Raw genomic sequence first — 15,580 nt, forward strand, 5'->3', positions numbered from 1 at the left:
GGCGCGATGCCGGCAACGGAAGCATCGCGGGAGCAGGAACTGACGCGACCGTCACGGAACATCCTCGAAATCGAGGGCCTGCACACCCGGTTCGAGCTCGAGGACGGCGTGGTGCACGCGGTCAGCGGCGTCGACCTCACCATCGGACACGGCGAAGTCCTCGCCGTCGTGGGCGAGTCGGGCTGCGGCAAGAGCGTCATGGCCCGCTCCGTCCTGCGCCTGGTCGACCGGCCCGGCCGGATAACCGCCGGGCAGATCAGGGTCGGCACCGACGACGGCACCGCCGACATGGTCACGGCCGGCCCGGCAACGGTGCGGGAGGTGCGAGGCAAACGCGTCGCCATGGTCTTCCAGGAGCCCATGTCCTCGATGAGCCCCATGCACACGCTCGGCAACCAGATCGGCGAGGCGATCCGGCTGCACGAACCCGTGACCAAGGCCGAGGCGCGTACACGCGCCGTGGAACTCCTCGGCCGCGTCGGAATCCCCGCTCCTGAGCGGCGCGTCGACGAGTACCCGTTCCAGATGAGCGGAGGCATGCTGCAACGCGCCATGATCGCCATGGCGCTCTCCTGCGGCCCGCAGCTGCTCATCGCCGACGAACCGACGACGGCCCTCGACGTCACCACCCAGGCCCAGATCCTCGACCTGCTGCGCACCCTCCAGCAGGAGACCGGGATGTCCGTCATGCTCATCACCCACGATCTCGGGGTCGCCGCCCAGATGGCCGACCGTGTGGCCGTGATGTACCTGGGGACCGTGGTCGAGGAGGGACGCGTGGAAGACGTCTTCCGGGCTCCGCGCCATCCGTACACCAAAGCGCTCCTGCGGTCCGTGCCCAAGCTGGGGTCCGGATCGCGCGAGCGGCTGAAGCCCGTGCGCGGCATGGTCCCGCACACCTACCGGCGGCCGTCCGGCTGCCCCTTCCACCCGCGCTGCGACGAGTTCATGGCCGGCCGCTGCGACGTCACCGTGCCGGAGCCGGTGTCGGACCCAGGGCGCCCCGGAGCAGTGAGCTGCCTGCTGTACGAGGAGACCACCACATGACCGCACCCTCCTTCGAAGCCCCGGTCACGGAGGCCGCTGACGCCCCCCTGCTGCGCACCCACGCACTCACCAAGCACTTCCCCATCCGCCGCGGACTGCTGGGACGCACCGTCGGCCAGGTGCGCGCCGTCGACGGCGTGGACCTGACCGTGCCGGCCGGACGCACCGTGGCCCTGGTCGGCGAGTCTGGCTGCGGCAAGAGCACCCTGGGCCGCTGCCTGATGAGGGTCTTCGAACCCACCTCGGGGGAGATCTCCTACCGTCGCACGGACGGCACGGTGGTCGACCTCGCCCAGCTCGACGAGCGCGCCCTCAAGCCGTACCGCAGCGAGATCCGGCTCGTCTTCCAGGACCCGTTCGCCTCGCTCAACCCGCGCATGACGCTGCTCCAGATCATCGGCGAGCCCCTCCGCGTCAATCTGGGCCTCGGCCGCGCCGAGACCGAGGAACGTGTCGCGGAACTGCTGCGCCGCGTCGGTCTGCGCCCCGAATACCTGCGCCGCTACCCGAACGCCTTCAGCGGCGGCCAGCGCCAGCGCGTAGGCATAGCACGAGCCCTGGCGCTCGCGCCGCGTCTGGTCGTCGCTGACGAGGCGGTCAGCGCGCTCGACGTGTCGGTGCGTGCCCAGATCCTCAATCTGCTGAAGGATCTCCAGGACGAGTCCTACCTGACGTATCTCTTCATCTCGCACGACCTGGGCGTGGTCGAGTACATGGCCGACGAGATCGCGGTGATGTACGTGGGCAGGGTCGTGGAGACCGGGGCGACCGCGGACCTGTACGGGCAGCCGCTCCACCCCTACACCGAGGCGCTGCTGTCCGCGGTGCCCGACCCCGACCCCGGGGCGCGCCGCCGGGAACGCGTCGTACTGCGCGGTGAGGTGGCCGACGCATCCGACGTGCCACCGGGCTGCCCGTTCCACCCGCGCTGCTTCTACGCACGCGACCGCTGCCGTACGGAGGTGCCCTCGCTGCGGGAGACCGCTCCCGGCCGGACGGCCGCCTGCCACTTCGCCGGAGAGCTGGACCTGAAAGGAGTCGGAGCATGACGGAGACGGAACAGGGGAGCCGGCCGGCGCACGACCCGAGGTTCGACGGCGTGCTGCGTCCCCGTCCGGGTGAGCCCGCCGTCCGGGAGGCGCTGCTGCCCGCCCCGCACCCGGGTGACAGCCACGCCGCCAGTCTCCTGGAACTCGACGACGGCGACGTACTGTGCGCCTGGTTCAACGGCCCCGACGAGGGGGACCGCGACACGAACGTCGTACTCTCCCGGCTGCCGCTGGGTGCTGACCGGTGGTCCGGCGCCGTCGCGCTGTCCGCCGACCCGGACCGCTCCGAACAGAACCCCGTGCTCGGCCAGCTGCCGGACGGGACCGTGTGGCTCTTCCACCCGTCGAACGAACCGCACGACCAGAAGACCGCGCACCTCGTCGCCCGTGTCTCGCACGACCGCGGCCGCACCTGGGACCCCCCGCACATCGCCCACGAGGGACCCGGCGTCTACGTGCGCAACCCTCCGCTGGACCCCGGCGACGGCACCTGGCTGCTGCCCGCCTACCGCTGCCGCCGCGACGCCGAGCACAGCACGGTCCTGATCAGCGAGGACCAGGGCGCCGGCTGGAAGGAGTACGACGTCGCCGGGACCGACCACCTGGTCCAGCTGACCGTCGTCCGCCGGGTCGACGGATCACTGCTCGGCCTGCTGCGCAGCCGAGCGGCCGACCGCATCCACTCCGTGACCTCCACCGACGCGGGCCGCACCTGGAGCCGGGCGGTGCCCACCGAACTGCCCAACAACAACTCGGGGATCCAGTTCACCGGACTCGGCAGCGGCGCGCTCGCTCTCGTCTACAACCACGCCAGCCTGGAACGCGGCGAGTTCCGCTGGGTGGGGGAGGGCCCGGGCCGGCGCAGGAAGGCACTGCGGACACCCCTCACGGTGGCACTGTCCGACGACGACGGACGGACCTGGCCCTGGCGCCGCGACCTGCAGACCGCGGACGAGGAGTACCGGGAGACCGAATACGGATACTCCTATCCGTGCATCATGCAGAGCCGCGACGGTCTGCTGCACATCGCCTACTCCTACCTCCGCAAGACGATCAGACATGTGACGGTGACCGAGGACTGGGTCAGGGAGGGCCGCTCATGACCGTCGGCGAAACGGTGGAGCGATGGGGCACGTTCGAACTGACGTTGAACGGCCCGTCCGCCGGCAACCCCTACCAGGACGTCGCTTTCGGCGCGGACTTCCGCCACGGTCACCGGGTGGTGCGCGCCGACGGCTTCCACGACGGTGACAACATCCACAGTGTGCGCTTCATGCCGGACCGCGAAGGCCCATGGACGTACACGACGCGCTCCACCGCACCCGCCCTCGACGGCACCGAGGGCGGCTTCACCTGCACACCGGCAGGCCCCGGCAACCACGGCCCGGTCCGTGTGGCGGGGCCGCGCACCTTCCGGTACGCCGACGGCACGCCCTACCTGCCCTTCGGCACCACCTGCTACCACTGGACCCACGACGAGGACGACAAGGCGGAGGAACAGACGCTGCGCACCCTCGCCGCGTCCCCGTTCAACAAGGTCCGCATGTGCCTGCTGCCGACCCGGGACATGAACCCGCCTCGACTCGTGTTCCCGGGCCTCACCCCGGGACCGCCCAGGCCCGGCCGGCTCGACAGGACCCGCTTCGACCCGGCCTTCTTCGACCGGTTCGAGCGTCGGGTACGGGACCTGCGGGACCTGGGCGTCGAGGCGGACGTCATCATCCTCCACCCGTACGACAAGGGGCACTGGGGCGTCGACGACATGAGCCGGGAAGAGGACCTGTTCCTCGTCCGCCACGTCGTCGCTCGCCTCGCCGCCTACCGCAACGTGTGGTGGTCGATCGCCAACGAGTACGACTTCAACACCGCGAAGACCGTCGAGGACTGGGACCGCATCGGCCAGTACGTCCAGCGGTCGGACCCCTACCAGCACCTCAGGTCCATCCACAACGGCACCCGGATGTACGAGTACGAGCGGATCTACGACTTCCGCACCGCCTGGACGACCCACCAGTCGATCCAGCACTGGGACGCGAGATTCGCCCAGGACTGGCTGGAGCAGGTCCCCAAACCGGTGGTGATCGACGAGATCGGCTACGAAGGGATCCTCGGCCGCCGCTGGGGCAATCTGTCGGGACGGGTACTGCTGCGGCAGTTCTGGCACGGCATGGCCGCCGGCGCCTACGTCGGCCACGGCGAGTGCTTCCCGGAGCAGGACCCGGACGACTGGGCCTGGATCTCCCGGGGCGGCCGGCTGCACGGCGAGATCCCGTCCCGCATCGCGTTCCTGCGGCGGTTGTGGGAGGGCTCCCCCGAAGACGAGTTCGTCTACTTCGGCGACCGGCGCCACCGCCACCGCGATGTGACGCTGCCCGGGGACGGCGGCCCGTGGGGCATGGACCTGATCGACACCTGGAATATGACGGTGACCCCGCTGCCCGGCGGGCCGCACCGCGGCACGGTGCGCGTGCCGCTGGATCACCGGCCGGACCTGGCACTCCGTATCCGGAAGGCGACATGACGACCCACCCCCCGACCCCGCACGCCGCCCACGGCCCCGTACGGGTGCACGGCACCCGCTTCCGGCATGCCGACGGCACCCCGTTCCACCCCTGGACCACCAGCGTCCCGCAGGCCGACGACGACATACTTCGCGCGCTGGCGGCGTCCCCCTTCAACAAGGTGCGGCTTCTCGACGCCTCCCTGCCGCTGGACCGCCTCGACCACCAGATCGGGGCACTCGGGGCGATGGGCGTACAGGCGGAGGTCCTGTTGCACGGCCGCGACATCCCCGGGACCGTCACCCGGCTCGCCGGCCGGTCCAACGTGTGGTGGTGTGCGCCGCCCGACCCGGAAGCGCAGACCGACATCCAGGAACACGACCACGGCCATCACCCGCTCACCGTGCACGGCGCTCCGGGCACCGACTTCGGCGCTCCCTGGATCACGCACGCCTCCGTGGCGCACCCGCAGACGCGGGCCGTGTCCGGACTGGTCCGGGACCTGTGCAAGCCGGTCGTCGTCGACGACTGCGGCGCCGAGGGGGACGACCCGGACGACCCGGAACACGCCCTGCCCGGAGCTGAGTTGCTGTGCCGGATCTGGGAAGCGGTATGCCGCGGGGGCTACGGCGCGCATGCCGAGTCGTGGGGCCCGGCCCCTTGGAGCGGGGGCGGCGGGCAGCTGAGCGGCACCGCTGTCGAACGCGTCGCGTTCCTACGGGCGGTGCTCGACGAGGCACCGGCCGGTCTCGGCCACACCCCCGAGACACACGACGCCTCGACGCTGGAGGCGCCGGGCGAATACGTCCTGCAGTATCTCGGCCCGCACCGCTATCCCCGCCGGCCCTTCGCACTCGCCGGGGGCCCGTGGAGCGTGGAGATCCTGGACACCTGGAACATGACCGTCCGAGCCCTGGACGACGCCGCCGGTGGCCCGGTGACGGTCGAGCTGCCTGCGGAGCCGTATCTCGCGGTACGGCTCCGCAGGCGGTGACTCACCAGTCGAAGCCGGCCGCCACCTGCGACTTGATGTAGGCGGGGATGTCGACCGTCTCGGTGACCTTCAGTGCCGAGGACACCCGCAGGCCGTCCTGGAGGACGTGCTGCCGGAACACCGAGTACATGGGCAGGTCCCAGTACTCCGTGTTCTCGTAGTTCTGCAGGACGGCGTTGTCCCCCCAGAAGACCGCCGAGGTGTCGATCCCGTCGAGCTCGGGGATCGCGGTGCCGAAGGCCGCCTCGACAGCCCGCGAGCGCAGGGCGGGCTTCATGCCGTGCCGGGCCAGCTCGACCTGCCCCTCCTGGGACACCAGCCACTTGAGGACCTGGAGGGCCTGCGCCTTCTTGGCTGACTGCGGGGGCAGGAACGCCGCGATGCTGTTGGGCTGGTAGACCGCGTCGTCTCCGCCGCCCAGCACCGGCACGGACGAGATGCCCAGTTCGACGCCGCCGGCGAGCCCGCGCCACTCCTCGGCGTCGTCCTCCTGGAGGTAGAGAGGGCTGAGAGCGTAGGCGTTGAGCTTCCAGAGGCTGTCGACCGCCATGGCCACATGACCGGTCAGCAGGTAGTCGTCGACGGTGGTGAAGATGTTGTGAGGGTGGAGCAGGAAGCGCTCCAGATTGGTGCCGAGCCGCTGCCACCCCTCCGACGTGATGTTCACCTTCACGTCCTCCGGCGCCGGGGTACCGCCCGGTCCCGGCACGAACGGGTACAGCCCCAGCTGATTGAACTCCAGATAGAGGTCCGGGTGCTGGAGATATCCCTTGTACGCGACCAGGTTCTTCTCGAAGGTCAGCTTCCTGGCGAGGCGGAACGCCTCGTCGTAGGTGATGCCGCTGGCCGGTGTTCTCAGTCCCTTCATGTCGAAGATCTTCTTGTTGTGGAACATCACGTACTCGTCCACGAACAGCGGCACGCCGTACATCCCGCCGTCCGAGCGGGCCTTCACCTGAGCGACCGCGGCCGGGTTGAGCGAGCCGAGGTCGATGCCGGTGGTGCGGAGGTCGTCGGTGAGATCGCGGGTCCAGCCGAGCGGTTCCAGGTCGCGGTCGATACGCCGGCGCGGGTCCTCGAGGATGATGTCGGGTACGACACCCGCCTTCTCGAGGTCCTCGTAGCGCACGGGCTGGTCCCAGGCCACCGCCTTGATCTTGACGCCGGGGAAGGCCGCGCGCATCGCGTCGCCGATGACCTTGTCGAAGAAGCCCGGGTTCTCGAAGGGCTTGTAGTTCGCCATGAAGATGAACAGCTCGTCGTCGCACACTTCGAACGGCTCGTCGTACTTGTTGGGGACAACGGTGCACTTGGCGGCCGAAGCGGCAGCCGCTGCCCGCCCGGTGGCCGGACGAGCCTGAGCCGGGGCGGACGCCCCGAGCGTGACGCCGGTGAGCGCTGCCGCGCCCACCGCCGCCGCGGCACCGCCGACGAACTTCCGGCGGCTCGGCGGCTGCTGTTCGCTCTGCTGCGGTTGTGCGGTCATACGGGTGCCTCTCCTTCGGAGGGGGATCGCCGACGGTCGGAAGACACGATCGGCAAAGGAACGCCACTGGTATGCCAGGCGAATGCCACAATGGTTCACCTGACAGAAGATGCGGTCAACAGTCCCTACAAAGACGGGAGTTGCAAATGTTCCGGATCAGCTGCGGAGAGAGATACGCCGAGTTCGCCGAAGGCTCCACCGAAAGGTCGCCCGACCTCGTCCTCGGGTACACCGAGCGGAAGGGCGACGCCCCCCTCGTCGTCCCGCTGGACGCCATGTTCGTGGTGTCCGTGGGGCGTCCCTGGGCGCCTTCCCGGCCAGGCGTACGCTCCAGCGCGCTGGCGAGGGCCGGAGACGGCCTGGAGGTGCGCTGCACCCTCAAAGGCCTCCCCGGGCTGGAGGTATCGCTCTCCCTGGTGTTCGAGGGCGATCTCCTGCACCTGCGGACCGCCTGGCGCAACACCGGCAGAACGCCCCGCGCGGACGTCGTCCTGGGCATCGCTCTGCCGCTGCCCGCACTGCGGCCCGAGGCGGTCACCCTGCCCCAGGTCCTGTACCGGGGCAATCCGTCGGCCGACCCCGAACGCACCGTGCCGCGCCTCACGGCGGACTGCGGCGGCCTCGTCGTGGAGGACCACCGGCTGCCCGTCCCCTGCGTGCACGCGGAGTGGGAGACGGACGGAGCAAGCCGGTATGCCACCCTCTACGCCGCCCGACCCGGACCGGGCTCCCTCGGCGCGACACACCGCCCCGAGGGGGTGACCCTGCTCGCTGTGAGCGGAGCACTGCTCTTCGACGGGCGCCCCGACACCGCCTATGTCCACAAGGCCCGCACCGCCCCCTGCGAGGAGGGATACCGCGACCTCGCGGCCGGCACCGGCTACCACACCCATCACGCCCTGGACTGGGGGCACCCCACACGGCCGGGCCACGGTTTCCGCGCGCTCGTGCACCGCGGCCACGCCCTGTACCGGCCGCGCGGAGCGAGCCCGCTGTCGCCGGACGAACTCGTACGCCTCAAGACGGCGGCACTCGACCGGCGCTGGCACGACGACGGCGAAGCCGCCGGCTACCTCAAGTTCATCGGCCCCGGCCACACCGCCGGATTCATGTACGGGTGGACCGGGCAGAGCCTCCGGCTCGCCTGGTGCGACGCCCGCCTGGGCATCGAGAACGACGAACCCCGGCGCGTCGAACGCTGCCGCAGAGCCGTCGAGTTCTACCTCTCGGGCAGCTCGCTCCCGGACGCCCCCGGACTGCGCCTGAGCTTCTACGCCACCGAGGACCGCACGTGGACGGGGTTCGACGGGAAGGAAGGGCCGTACGTCTCGGCCCGTGCCCTCGGCGACAATCTCTGCGACCTCGCCGACATCGTTCGGCTCTTCCGCCGCCACGGAACCGACGTCCCCGACGCCTGGGTGCACGCACTCACCGCGGGCGTGCGGGCCGCCTGCGGCGACGGCCCGACGCCCTTCGGCTGGCGTCCGGACGGGGCACCCCTCGCCTCGTTCGCCGGGACGGCCGGCCTGCCCTGCGTACTGGCGATGCTGAAGGCCTACCGCGTCACCGAGGACCAGGACCTGCTCCAGGACGCCGAGGCACTCGTGGAGCACTACCACCGGCGGTACGCCGACGACTACTCGACACCCTTCGCACGCGCCACCCTCGACGCCGCCTGCGAGGACAAGGAAGGCGGCATGGCCTACTTCCTGTGCGTGTACGAGCTGCTGCGGCTCACCGGCGATGAGCGGTGGCGCGCCCGCGCCCAGGAGGCCGCCGACTGGCTCCTCACCTGGGTGTACCAGTGGAACCCGCCCTTCAGGAACGGATTCGCCACCACCGGCTGGCCGGGCGTCAGCGTCCAGAACCACCACGTCGACGTGTTCTTCCCGGCGTACGAACTCGCCCGCCTCGGAGATCTCGTGGACCGGCCGGTGTACCGGGAAATGGGGGAGCTGGTCCTGAACGCCTTCGGGCAGGGCGTCTGCACCCGGGCGGGGGAGTGGGGGTTCGACGCACCGGGAGAGCAGGCGGAGGGCTTCTTCCCCACCAACTGGCAGGACCGTGGAAACAGCAACACCTGGAACCCCTCCTGGGTGACCGCCCAGGTGTTGTCCCAGGTGCTGCGGATGCGGGCCGCCTAATCCGCCCGGCCGAGGCCCGCGCGCGCCGGTTCGGGGCGGTGCACGCCTCTGGGGCGGTAGCCGAGCGCCTCGCCCGACCCGAGATGGTCGGCGAGCAGCCAGGTGACCGCCAGCCACATCTCCGTGCCCTGAAGACCGGCGAGACGGTCCGGCCGCTCCCCGGGCTCCAGGGCGAAGGAGAACCCGGCGCCGTCCTGCCACCGGGCCAGGACCCGCTCCAGCTGCCCCCGAGCCCAGTCCCGGCCCTCGCCCGCTCTGTGCCCGGTACTCCGGGCACAGAGCCACAGCGGATGGATGACGTCGAGGACATCGCACGCCGTGCCCCGGTCAGGGCCGAACCAGGCCGGGTCGAGGCTGTGGGTGAGCACGGTGTCCACGGTCCGCTCCGGATACGGCACCGGCAGCCCGAACTGTGCGAAGGACCCGCGTGACGTCCGGTAGAACCCGTTCACCGGCTGCCGCCAGCCCTCCTTCGCGTCCGGGGCACCCCACAGGCCGTGCCGTGGGTCGGCCCGCGTCAGCAGCCAGCCGAACAGCGTCGCGGTCTGCGGCGAGGAGCCGGGGGAGGCGAAGTGGAGGGCGGTGGCGGCCCCGTCCACCCAGTTGCCGCTGCGCCACGCCTCGGTCCTCCACGGCAGCCCGTCCAGGCGTTCCACCAACCGGTCCGCCGGCAGTTCGGTGACCGCCCGCACCGGGTGCGCGAAACGTGAGCCGAGCAGTTCGAGCGCGTAGCCGGCGCAGAGGATGTGGTACATCGCTGAGTGGTCGTCGAGGGACGGAGAGGGCCCCCCGAACTCCGCCACCAGACCCGTCACCGGGTCCTGGAGGGCACGCAGCCGCTCCACCAGCGCGTCACGGTCCTCACCGGGCGGCGGTCCGCCCAGCAGCAGGTCCGCGATCTCCACCGCGTCGCAGACAGCGCGTACGGTCGGCGAGGCGCCTGGCCGTTCGACCCAGGACCCGTCCGGACGGCAGCGCCCCAGAACCTCGCCGGCCTGTTCCCTGGAGCGTCGCGCGAAGCGTTCCAGCCGCGTGTCGAGACTGCCCGCCGCCGGCCCCGGCCGCGGTGCACCAGGGCCGGCCGTCGTGGTGTCCCGCCGGTCGCGCAGCCGGCGGGCCGGGCTGCCCGCCGCCACCGACCAGGCCGGCAGGTCCTTCGTGACGACCGCTCCCGCCCCGACGACACAGTGGTCACCGATGGTCACCCCGTCCACGACGACGGCGTGCGAGCCGATCCAGACGTCGTCGCCGAGAACGATGCCCTTCGAGGTGAGTGGCTGACGGTGCACCGGTTCGTCCGGGGCGAAACCATGGTTGAAGCCGAGCAGCGAGGTATGGGCCCCCACTCGCACACCATCCCCCATCACCACTTTGCCGCGTGCCGTGGAGAACGGGTTGAGCGTGGAGTTGCGACCCATGGCGATCTCGTCGGTGACCACGGCGTGCGCCCCGATGTACGAGCGGTCGCCGAGCCGCAGGGAATCGGTGTGGACCCCCGCCCACGGCGACACGAACACCCGGTCCCCGAACTCCGCTGTGCCCCCTTCAGCCGCGAACCGCTTCACGAGCTCCGCCTGGTGGGCCAGCTGCGCGGCCCGCTCCTCCTTGCCGCTCCTGCTCCAGAACTCCCACGGGCAGTAGTCGTACCGCCCGGGGCGTGTTTCACCGTCCGTCGGACCCACCGGTCACCTTCTCCCTCACGTATCCGTCCACGTGCTCGACGATGTCTTCCTCCGCCAGACTTGTGAAGTGGCACTCCTCCAAGCGCAGTTCACGGATCGGAGCGTGCCCGTACCCGCGCGCCAGGACCCCGCGGCGCGCCCGGCCCACGGTCGCCCGGCTCACGCTGACGTTCTCGACCCGAGGGGGATACGCCCCCGTGTCCCCCTCGCCCCGCTCGAAGTCGCAGGTGATGAACTCCTTGGTGAGGTGAGTGACCGTCAGGTCAGCGAGATGGACGTTCTCGGCGAAGCCGCCGCGTACCGAGTTCGTCTTGATGTAGAGGCCGAAATAGAGGCCGGGGCCGCCGATGCGGCAGCGGCGTACGTAAACGTTTCGGATGCCTCCGGTCATGTCGCTGCCCAGCGTGACCGCCCCGTAGCGGTGCCGCAGCACACAGTCCTCGATCACGATGTTCTCGCTGGGCGTCGCCACGCGGCGGCCGTCGGCCTCGCGGCCCGACTTGATGGCGATGCAGTCGTCCCCGGCGGTGATGTCGCAGCGCTGGATCACCACGTCATGGCAGGACTCCGGGTCGATACCGTCGTTGTTGGGGCCGGGGCTGTCGATGACGACGTCCTGGACGGTGACGTTGCCGCACAGCACCGGGTGGATCTCCCACATCGGGGACCGGATGATCGTCACCCCCTCGATCAGGACGCCGTGACACCGCTGGAACTCGATGAAGTTGGGCCGGAAACGCCGCCCGTCGGCGTACACCCGCTGCTCGACCGGGTCGCCGTCCTCGGCCTGCCGCCAGAGGTCCGGCCAGTCCTCCTCCTGGTGCCTCACCCCGGGCCGCCAGCCGAACTCCTCCTGGCCGGACCACGGCCACCAGTGTTCCTCGTCGGCCTGACCGTCCAGGGTCCCGAGCCCGGTGACCGCGATGTCACGCTCGTCCCGGGCATAGACGAACGGGGAGTAGCCGTAGCACTCGACGCCCTGGAAGCGGGTGAGTACGGGCGGCAGATAGCGGTCCGGGTCCTGGCTGAAGCGCAGTGTCGCGCCTTCCTCCAGATGGAGTTCGACATGGCTGCGCAGCCGCACCGGCCCGGTGAGGAAGACCCCCGGCGGGACGGTGACCCGCCCGCCCCCCGCCGAATGGCACGCTGCCACGGCGCGCCGGAGTGCGGAGGTGCAGTCGGTCCGGCCGTCTCCACTCGCTCCGAAAGCGGTCACCGGGAAGACACGGTCGGGAAAGCGGGGCGGCACGACGCGGGCGACGACCGCGTCTGCCTCGCGCCACGGGTCCCGGACCGGGCTCCTCCCCGACCCGTCGGTAACATGCGTCGGATCCGTCAAGGCGAGGCCTCCTGGCCGTTGATGGTGACGCGGCGCAGGACCAGACCCTCGATGTTCCGTTGCTCGTTCGGGCCGGTCATGCCGTCGAAGACGCAGTCGCTCAGCAGCACGTCGTGGATCGGGTTGGCGTCGTTGCCGATGAAGGTCCAGGCGCGCGGCCCCGCCGTGGTGGTGACCCGGTGGACCGCGATGTCGCGCACGTCGGGATAGAAGTCACCGGTCTCGACCCGCTCGTAGTTGAGCGCGATCTCCACGACCGCGTCCCCGACCTCGCCCACCGTGATGTCGTGGCACAGCACGTCACGAATGTAACCCCCGCGCAGCGGACTGGACTTGAGGCGGATGGCCCGGTCGAGGCGGGGGCTGTCCATCACGCAGTGCCGGGCGACGATGTCCGATACACCGCCGGAGGTCTCGCTGCCGATGGTGACTCCGCCGTGGCCGTCGCGCATCTCGCACCGCTCGACCAGGGCGTGCTGCATCGGTACGCCGACACGCCGCCCGTCGGTGTTCTTGCCCGCCTTGAACGCGATGCAGTCGTCGCCGGTGTCGAAGAGGCAGTCCTGGATGAGGACATAGGAACAGGACTCGGGATCGACGCCGTCGTTGTTGGGGCCGACCGGGCTGTCCACGGTGACGCCGCGGACCGTGACGTTGGTGCAGAGCACCGGATGGATGTTCCACATCGGGGAGTTGCGAACGGTGACACCCTCGATGAGCACGTCACTGCAGCGGTAGAACTGCACCAGGTTCGGCCGCAGACAGTGGCCGTCGCCGAACACCCGCTCGGAGACAGGGACTCCCGCCTCGCCCCAGGCCAGCAACTGCGCGATGTCCGCGTTCTGCGGCGCGGGCGCCTCGTCGACGCCCTTCGTCCAGTCCCACCAGTGCGTCCAGTCGGCCTGCCCGTCGAGGGTGCCGAGCCCGGTGACCGCGACGGTGTGGCATTCGAAGGCGTAGACGAACGGCGAGTAGTTGAAGCACTCCGTGCCCTCGTACCGGCTGTAGACGGCCGGCAGGTAGGCCCCCGGCTCCTGCCGGAACCGCAGTGTGGCGCCCTTCTCCAGATGGAGGTCGATCCGGCTGCGCAGATGGACGGCTCCCGTCAGCCACTCGCCGGGCGGCACGACGACGTGCCCGCCGCCCGCCCGCGCGCATGCCTCGACGGCCGAGCGGACCGCCTCCGTGCAGTCGTGCACACCGTCGCCGACCGCGCCGTGGTCGGTGATCGGCACACGGCGGCGCGGGAAGCGCGGGTCGCGCACCCCGGCGAGGATGCGGGCGGCCCTGCGCCGCGCCCCGGGCACGGCGGGGGACTCCGCGCCCCGCGCGGCCGGGGCGGCGGCCACTCCGGCGGCGGAGAGTCCTGCCGCGGCGAGGAACGTCCGGCGGTCGGGGCCGCTCACCAGGACCACTCCTTCGCGGGAACGTGCAGGGCGCGCTCGCGCAGGGGTGCCTGCGGCGCGGGAGTGCGGTGCGGATACATGGGCCGGGTCTTTCCTTCCGGTTCGATACCGATGACGTCGTCGCCCCGCCAGCGCACGCGGTAGTCGCGGCCGGCGGCGGTCTCGTCGGTGAGGGTCTCGGGCAGGGGAAAAGTGACGGTGACGCGCTCGCCGACGCGTGGATCGCGCACGGAGAGCGATCCGTCCGGCGCCCACAGACCGGGCTCGCTCCCCTGACGCACCAGTTCGGGGCCTCCGGCTGGGGTGCGGACGACCCGGACGTGGGCGTAGCCCGCCCAGTCGGGAACGCGCAGACGCAGCTCGCGGCAGTCCTCGCGAATGTCGAGGTCCACCCGCCCGGTGTGGGGCAGATGACTGAGTACGTTCACGAACCTGCTGCCACGGTTGAGCAGCAGATTGACGCGGACCAGCCGTTCGTCGCCCGTCACCGCGAGGGACCAGCCGGTGAACAGGCCGCGTACGCCGGAGCCCACGCAACAGGCCTGCACGTCGGCGGTGTGGCCACGGCCGAGGACGCTGTCCGAGACGTAGTCGTTGGGGGCTCCGTAGCCGACGAACGCGCCGCGCAGTCGCTCGCCGACCCGGTGACGGGTGATCCACCCCGGTTCGTCGAGCCCGCGGTCGGGCGCCGAGCGGACCCAGGAGACGTCGAGGAGCTGGGCGGACGTCAGATGTCCGCGCAGAAAGCGTTCCAGAACACCCCAGTAACGGTCGTGGCCCGCACCGGCCAGTGTCCCCGCGACGGCGATGAGGTCCACCAGGGAGCAGGTCTCGTGCTCGAAGCGCTGTCCGGCCAGGTCCCCCGGCGTCCAGCCGAAGGCTGTGCACCGGCCCAGCGCCCAGTCGAAAGAGCGGCGCACGAACTCGGTCAGCGCGTGGTTGCCGGAGTCCACCGCGTACCTGGCGATGCCGTCCAGGGTGCCGAGACGGGTGTGGAAGTGCCCGCTGCGGTAGGCGAGCGCCGGATTGAACGACCCGTCAGGCAGGAAGACGCCGCTGTACTCGGTGATCAGCCGGGTGAACCAGCCGCACAGCTCCCAGGCCTGTTCGTTCCCCGTCAGCCGGTGCCACCGCAGCAGCGGCATGATGAGGCGCCCGCAGAAGGACGCCGGGTCGGGCGCCAGGTGGAGCTGTACGGCGTTGGCCGACGGCCAGCCCCGGTCCGTGTACTCCGACGCGGGGTAGTACCAGACATCGCGTTCCTTGACCGCGATCCGGTGCAGCGCGGCCACCAGCCGGTCGGCGGCGGCCGCAGCCCGCTCGTCCCGGCTCTCCTGGTACCAGGTGGTCAGCGCGAGCAGGGTGGCCCGCTGGTCGATCAGGTTGGCGTTCGGCTCCCAGTGGCCGCGCGGATGGCTCCGCCGCCGGGTGAGCCCGTCCTCGCCGATGAGAGCGAGGAGCGTCTTCTTGTACATCGTCTCCACGTCGCTCCACGACGAGGCGCCGGTCATCTGACGGGCCAGGACCGCCGCGTCGGTGAGCCTGCCGTGGCTGGAGCCGTAGTCCCAGTCGCCGTGGCGCAGTTCGGCCGGGTCGGCGAGAAGGTCCGCACCGAAGAAGGGGATGCCGCCGAGGTCGGGGTCGGCCAGACCCACGACGGCGTTCATGGCCAGCTCGGCCCGTTCTTCCAGGAGGAGAGTTGCTGGTATGCCAGTCATAGTCTTCACGCCGTCTCGGAGTCCGGAGGAACAGTGATGCAGGCGTCCGGAAAAGACGCTAAGCGCGGTGGTGAAGGGCGTCAAGGGGTTCGAAAGCGCAGTACACAGCCGTGTGTTGGGGAGGCCCGCGGTGTTGACGCGTCTCTCCAGGGGTTCTACGGTTCCGGGCATCCGACCCTCTCAAGTGGCATGCCAGCAACGATTGCAGGGGGAG

General features: G+C 70.6%; 11 protein-coding genes. 6 read left to right on the forward strand and 5 right to left on the reverse strand.

What is annotated here, in order from left to right:
* Positions 1–6 precede the first annotated feature (6 nt).
* The 5 genes from ACIREO_RS25085 to ACIREO_RS25105 are packed head-to-tail and all read left to right on the forward strand — an operon-like array spanning position 7 to position 5,591.
* The gene (locus ACIREO_RS25085) at positions 7–1,047 is read left to right on the forward strand and encodes an ABC transporter ATP-binding protein (protein ID WP_404113974.1); all 1,041 of its coding nucleotides are present in this window, start codon (positions 7–9) and stop codon (positions 1,045–1,047) included.
* Positions 1,044–2,096 (forward strand): ABC transporter ATP-binding protein, encoded by a 1,053-nt coding sequence (locus tag ACIREO_RS25090; protein ID WP_404113976.1) that lies wholly within the window; start codon positions 1,044–1,046, stop codon positions 2,094–2,096. The genes ACIREO_RS25085 and ACIREO_RS25090 overlap by 4 nt, the downstream gene beginning before the upstream one ends.
* A complete protein-coding gene (locus ACIREO_RS25095; protein WP_404113978.1) occupies positions 2,093–3,199 on the forward strand; it encodes an exo-alpha-sialidase in 1,107 nt (368 codons plus the stop codon). The genes ACIREO_RS25090 and ACIREO_RS25095 overlap by 4 nt, the downstream gene beginning before the upstream one ends.
* Positions 3,196–4,617: a DUF4038 domain-containing protein gene (locus ACIREO_RS25100; RefSeq protein ID WP_404113980.1), complete on the forward strand. Its 1,422-nt coding sequence runs from the start codon at positions 3,196–3,198 to the stop codon at positions 4,615–4,617. The genes ACIREO_RS25095 and ACIREO_RS25100 overlap by 4 nt, the downstream gene beginning before the upstream one ends.
* The gene (locus ACIREO_RS25105; protein WP_404113982.1) at positions 4,614–5,591 is read left to right on the forward strand and encodes a DUF5605 domain-containing protein; all 978 of its coding nucleotides are present in this window, start codon (positions 4,614–4,616) and stop codon (positions 5,589–5,591) included. Before ACIREO_RS25100 ends, ACIREO_RS25105 begins: the two co-directional genes overlap by 4 nt.
* Position 5,592: 1 nt before the next feature.
* On the opposite strand, the gene ACIREO_RS25110 is transcribed toward ACIREO_RS25105, so the two are convergent.
* Positions 5,593–7,077: an ABC transporter substrate-binding protein gene (locus ACIREO_RS25110; protein ID WP_404113983.1), complete on the reverse strand. Its 1,485-nt coding sequence runs from the start codon at positions 7,075–7,077 to the stop codon at positions 5,593–5,595.
* Positions 7,078–7,223: 146 nt separating this feature from the next.
* Between ACIREO_RS25110 and ACIREO_RS25115 the strand changes: the two genes are divergently transcribed.
* Positions 7,224–9,221, forward strand: coding sequence for a hypothetical protein (locus ACIREO_RS25115; RefSeq protein WP_404113985.1), 1,998 nt, complete (start codon positions 7,224–7,226; stop codon positions 9,219–9,221).
* Here the strand turns inward: ACIREO_RS25115 and ACIREO_RS25120 are convergent.
* Genes ACIREO_RS25120 through ACIREO_RS25135 form a run of 4 tightly spaced genes read right to left on the reverse strand, consistent with a single transcriptional unit; the run spans position 9,218 to position 15,366 of the window.
* Positions 9,218–10,903 (reverse strand): acyltransferase, encoded by a 1,686-nt coding sequence (locus ACIREO_RS25120; RefSeq protein ID WP_404113987.1) that lies wholly within the window; start codon positions 10,901–10,903, stop codon positions 9,218–9,220. The genes ACIREO_RS25115 and ACIREO_RS25120 overlap by 4 nt on opposite strands.
* On the reverse strand, positions 10,884–12,242 hold the full coding sequence (locus ACIREO_RS25125; protein ID WP_404113989.1) for a glycoside hydrolase family 28 protein: 1,359 nt from the start codon (positions 12,240–12,242) through the stop codon (positions 10,884–10,886). Before ACIREO_RS25125 ends, ACIREO_RS25120 begins: the two co-directional genes overlap by 20 nt.
* Positions 12,239–13,648: a glycoside hydrolase family 28 protein gene (locus ACIREO_RS25130; protein WP_404113991.1), complete on the reverse strand. Its 1,410-nt coding sequence runs from the start codon at positions 13,646–13,648 to the stop codon at positions 12,239–12,241. The genes ACIREO_RS25125 and ACIREO_RS25130 overlap by 4 nt, the downstream gene beginning before the upstream one ends.
* A complete protein-coding gene (locus ACIREO_RS25135; protein WP_404113993.1) occupies positions 13,645–15,366 on the reverse strand; it encodes a hypothetical protein in 1,722 nt (573 codons plus the stop codon). Before ACIREO_RS25135 ends, ACIREO_RS25130 begins: the two co-directional genes overlap by 4 nt.
* Positions 15,367–15,580: the final 214 nt, after the last annotated feature.

It is taken from the genome of Streptomyces sp. NPDC102441, from assembly GCF_044765585.1.
Lineage (GTDB): Bacteria > Actinomycetota > Actinomycetes > Streptomycetales > Streptomycetaceae > Streptomyces.

What these genes read in the sequence shown, in the direction of transcription:
- ACIREO_RS25085 (WP_404113974.1), top strand. Translation starts at nt 7, where the DNA reads ATGCCGGCAACGGAAGCATCGCGGGAGCAGGAACTGACGCGACCGTCA.
- ACIREO_RS25090 (WP_404113976.1), top strand. Translation starts at nt 1,044, where the DNA reads ATGACCGCACCCTCCTTCGAAGCCCCGGTCACGGAGGCCGCTGACGCC.
- ACIREO_RS25095 (WP_404113978.1), top strand. Translation starts at nt 2,093, where the DNA reads ATGACGGAGACGGAACAGGGGAGCCGGCCGGCGCACGACCCGAGGTTC.
- ACIREO_RS25100 (WP_404113980.1), top strand. Translation starts at nt 3,196, where the DNA reads ATGACCGTCGGCGAAACGGTGGAGCGATGGGGCACGTTCGAACTGACG.
- ACIREO_RS25105 (WP_404113982.1), top strand. Translation starts at nt 4,614, where the DNA reads ATGACGACCCACCCCCCGACCCCGCACGCCGCCCACGGCCCCGTACGG.
- ACIREO_RS25110 (WP_404113983.1), bottom strand. Translation starts at nt 7,077, where the DNA reads ATGACCGCACAACCGCAGCAGAGCGAACAGCAGCCGCCGAGCCGCCGG.
- ACIREO_RS25115 (WP_404113985.1), top strand. Translation starts at nt 7,224, where the DNA reads ATGTTCCGGATCAGCTGCGGAGAGAGATACGCCGAGTTCGCCGAAGGC.
- ACIREO_RS25135 (WP_404113993.1), bottom strand. Translation starts at nt 15,366, where the DNA reads ATGACTGGCATACCAGCAACTCTCCTCCTGGAAGAACGGGCCGAGCTG.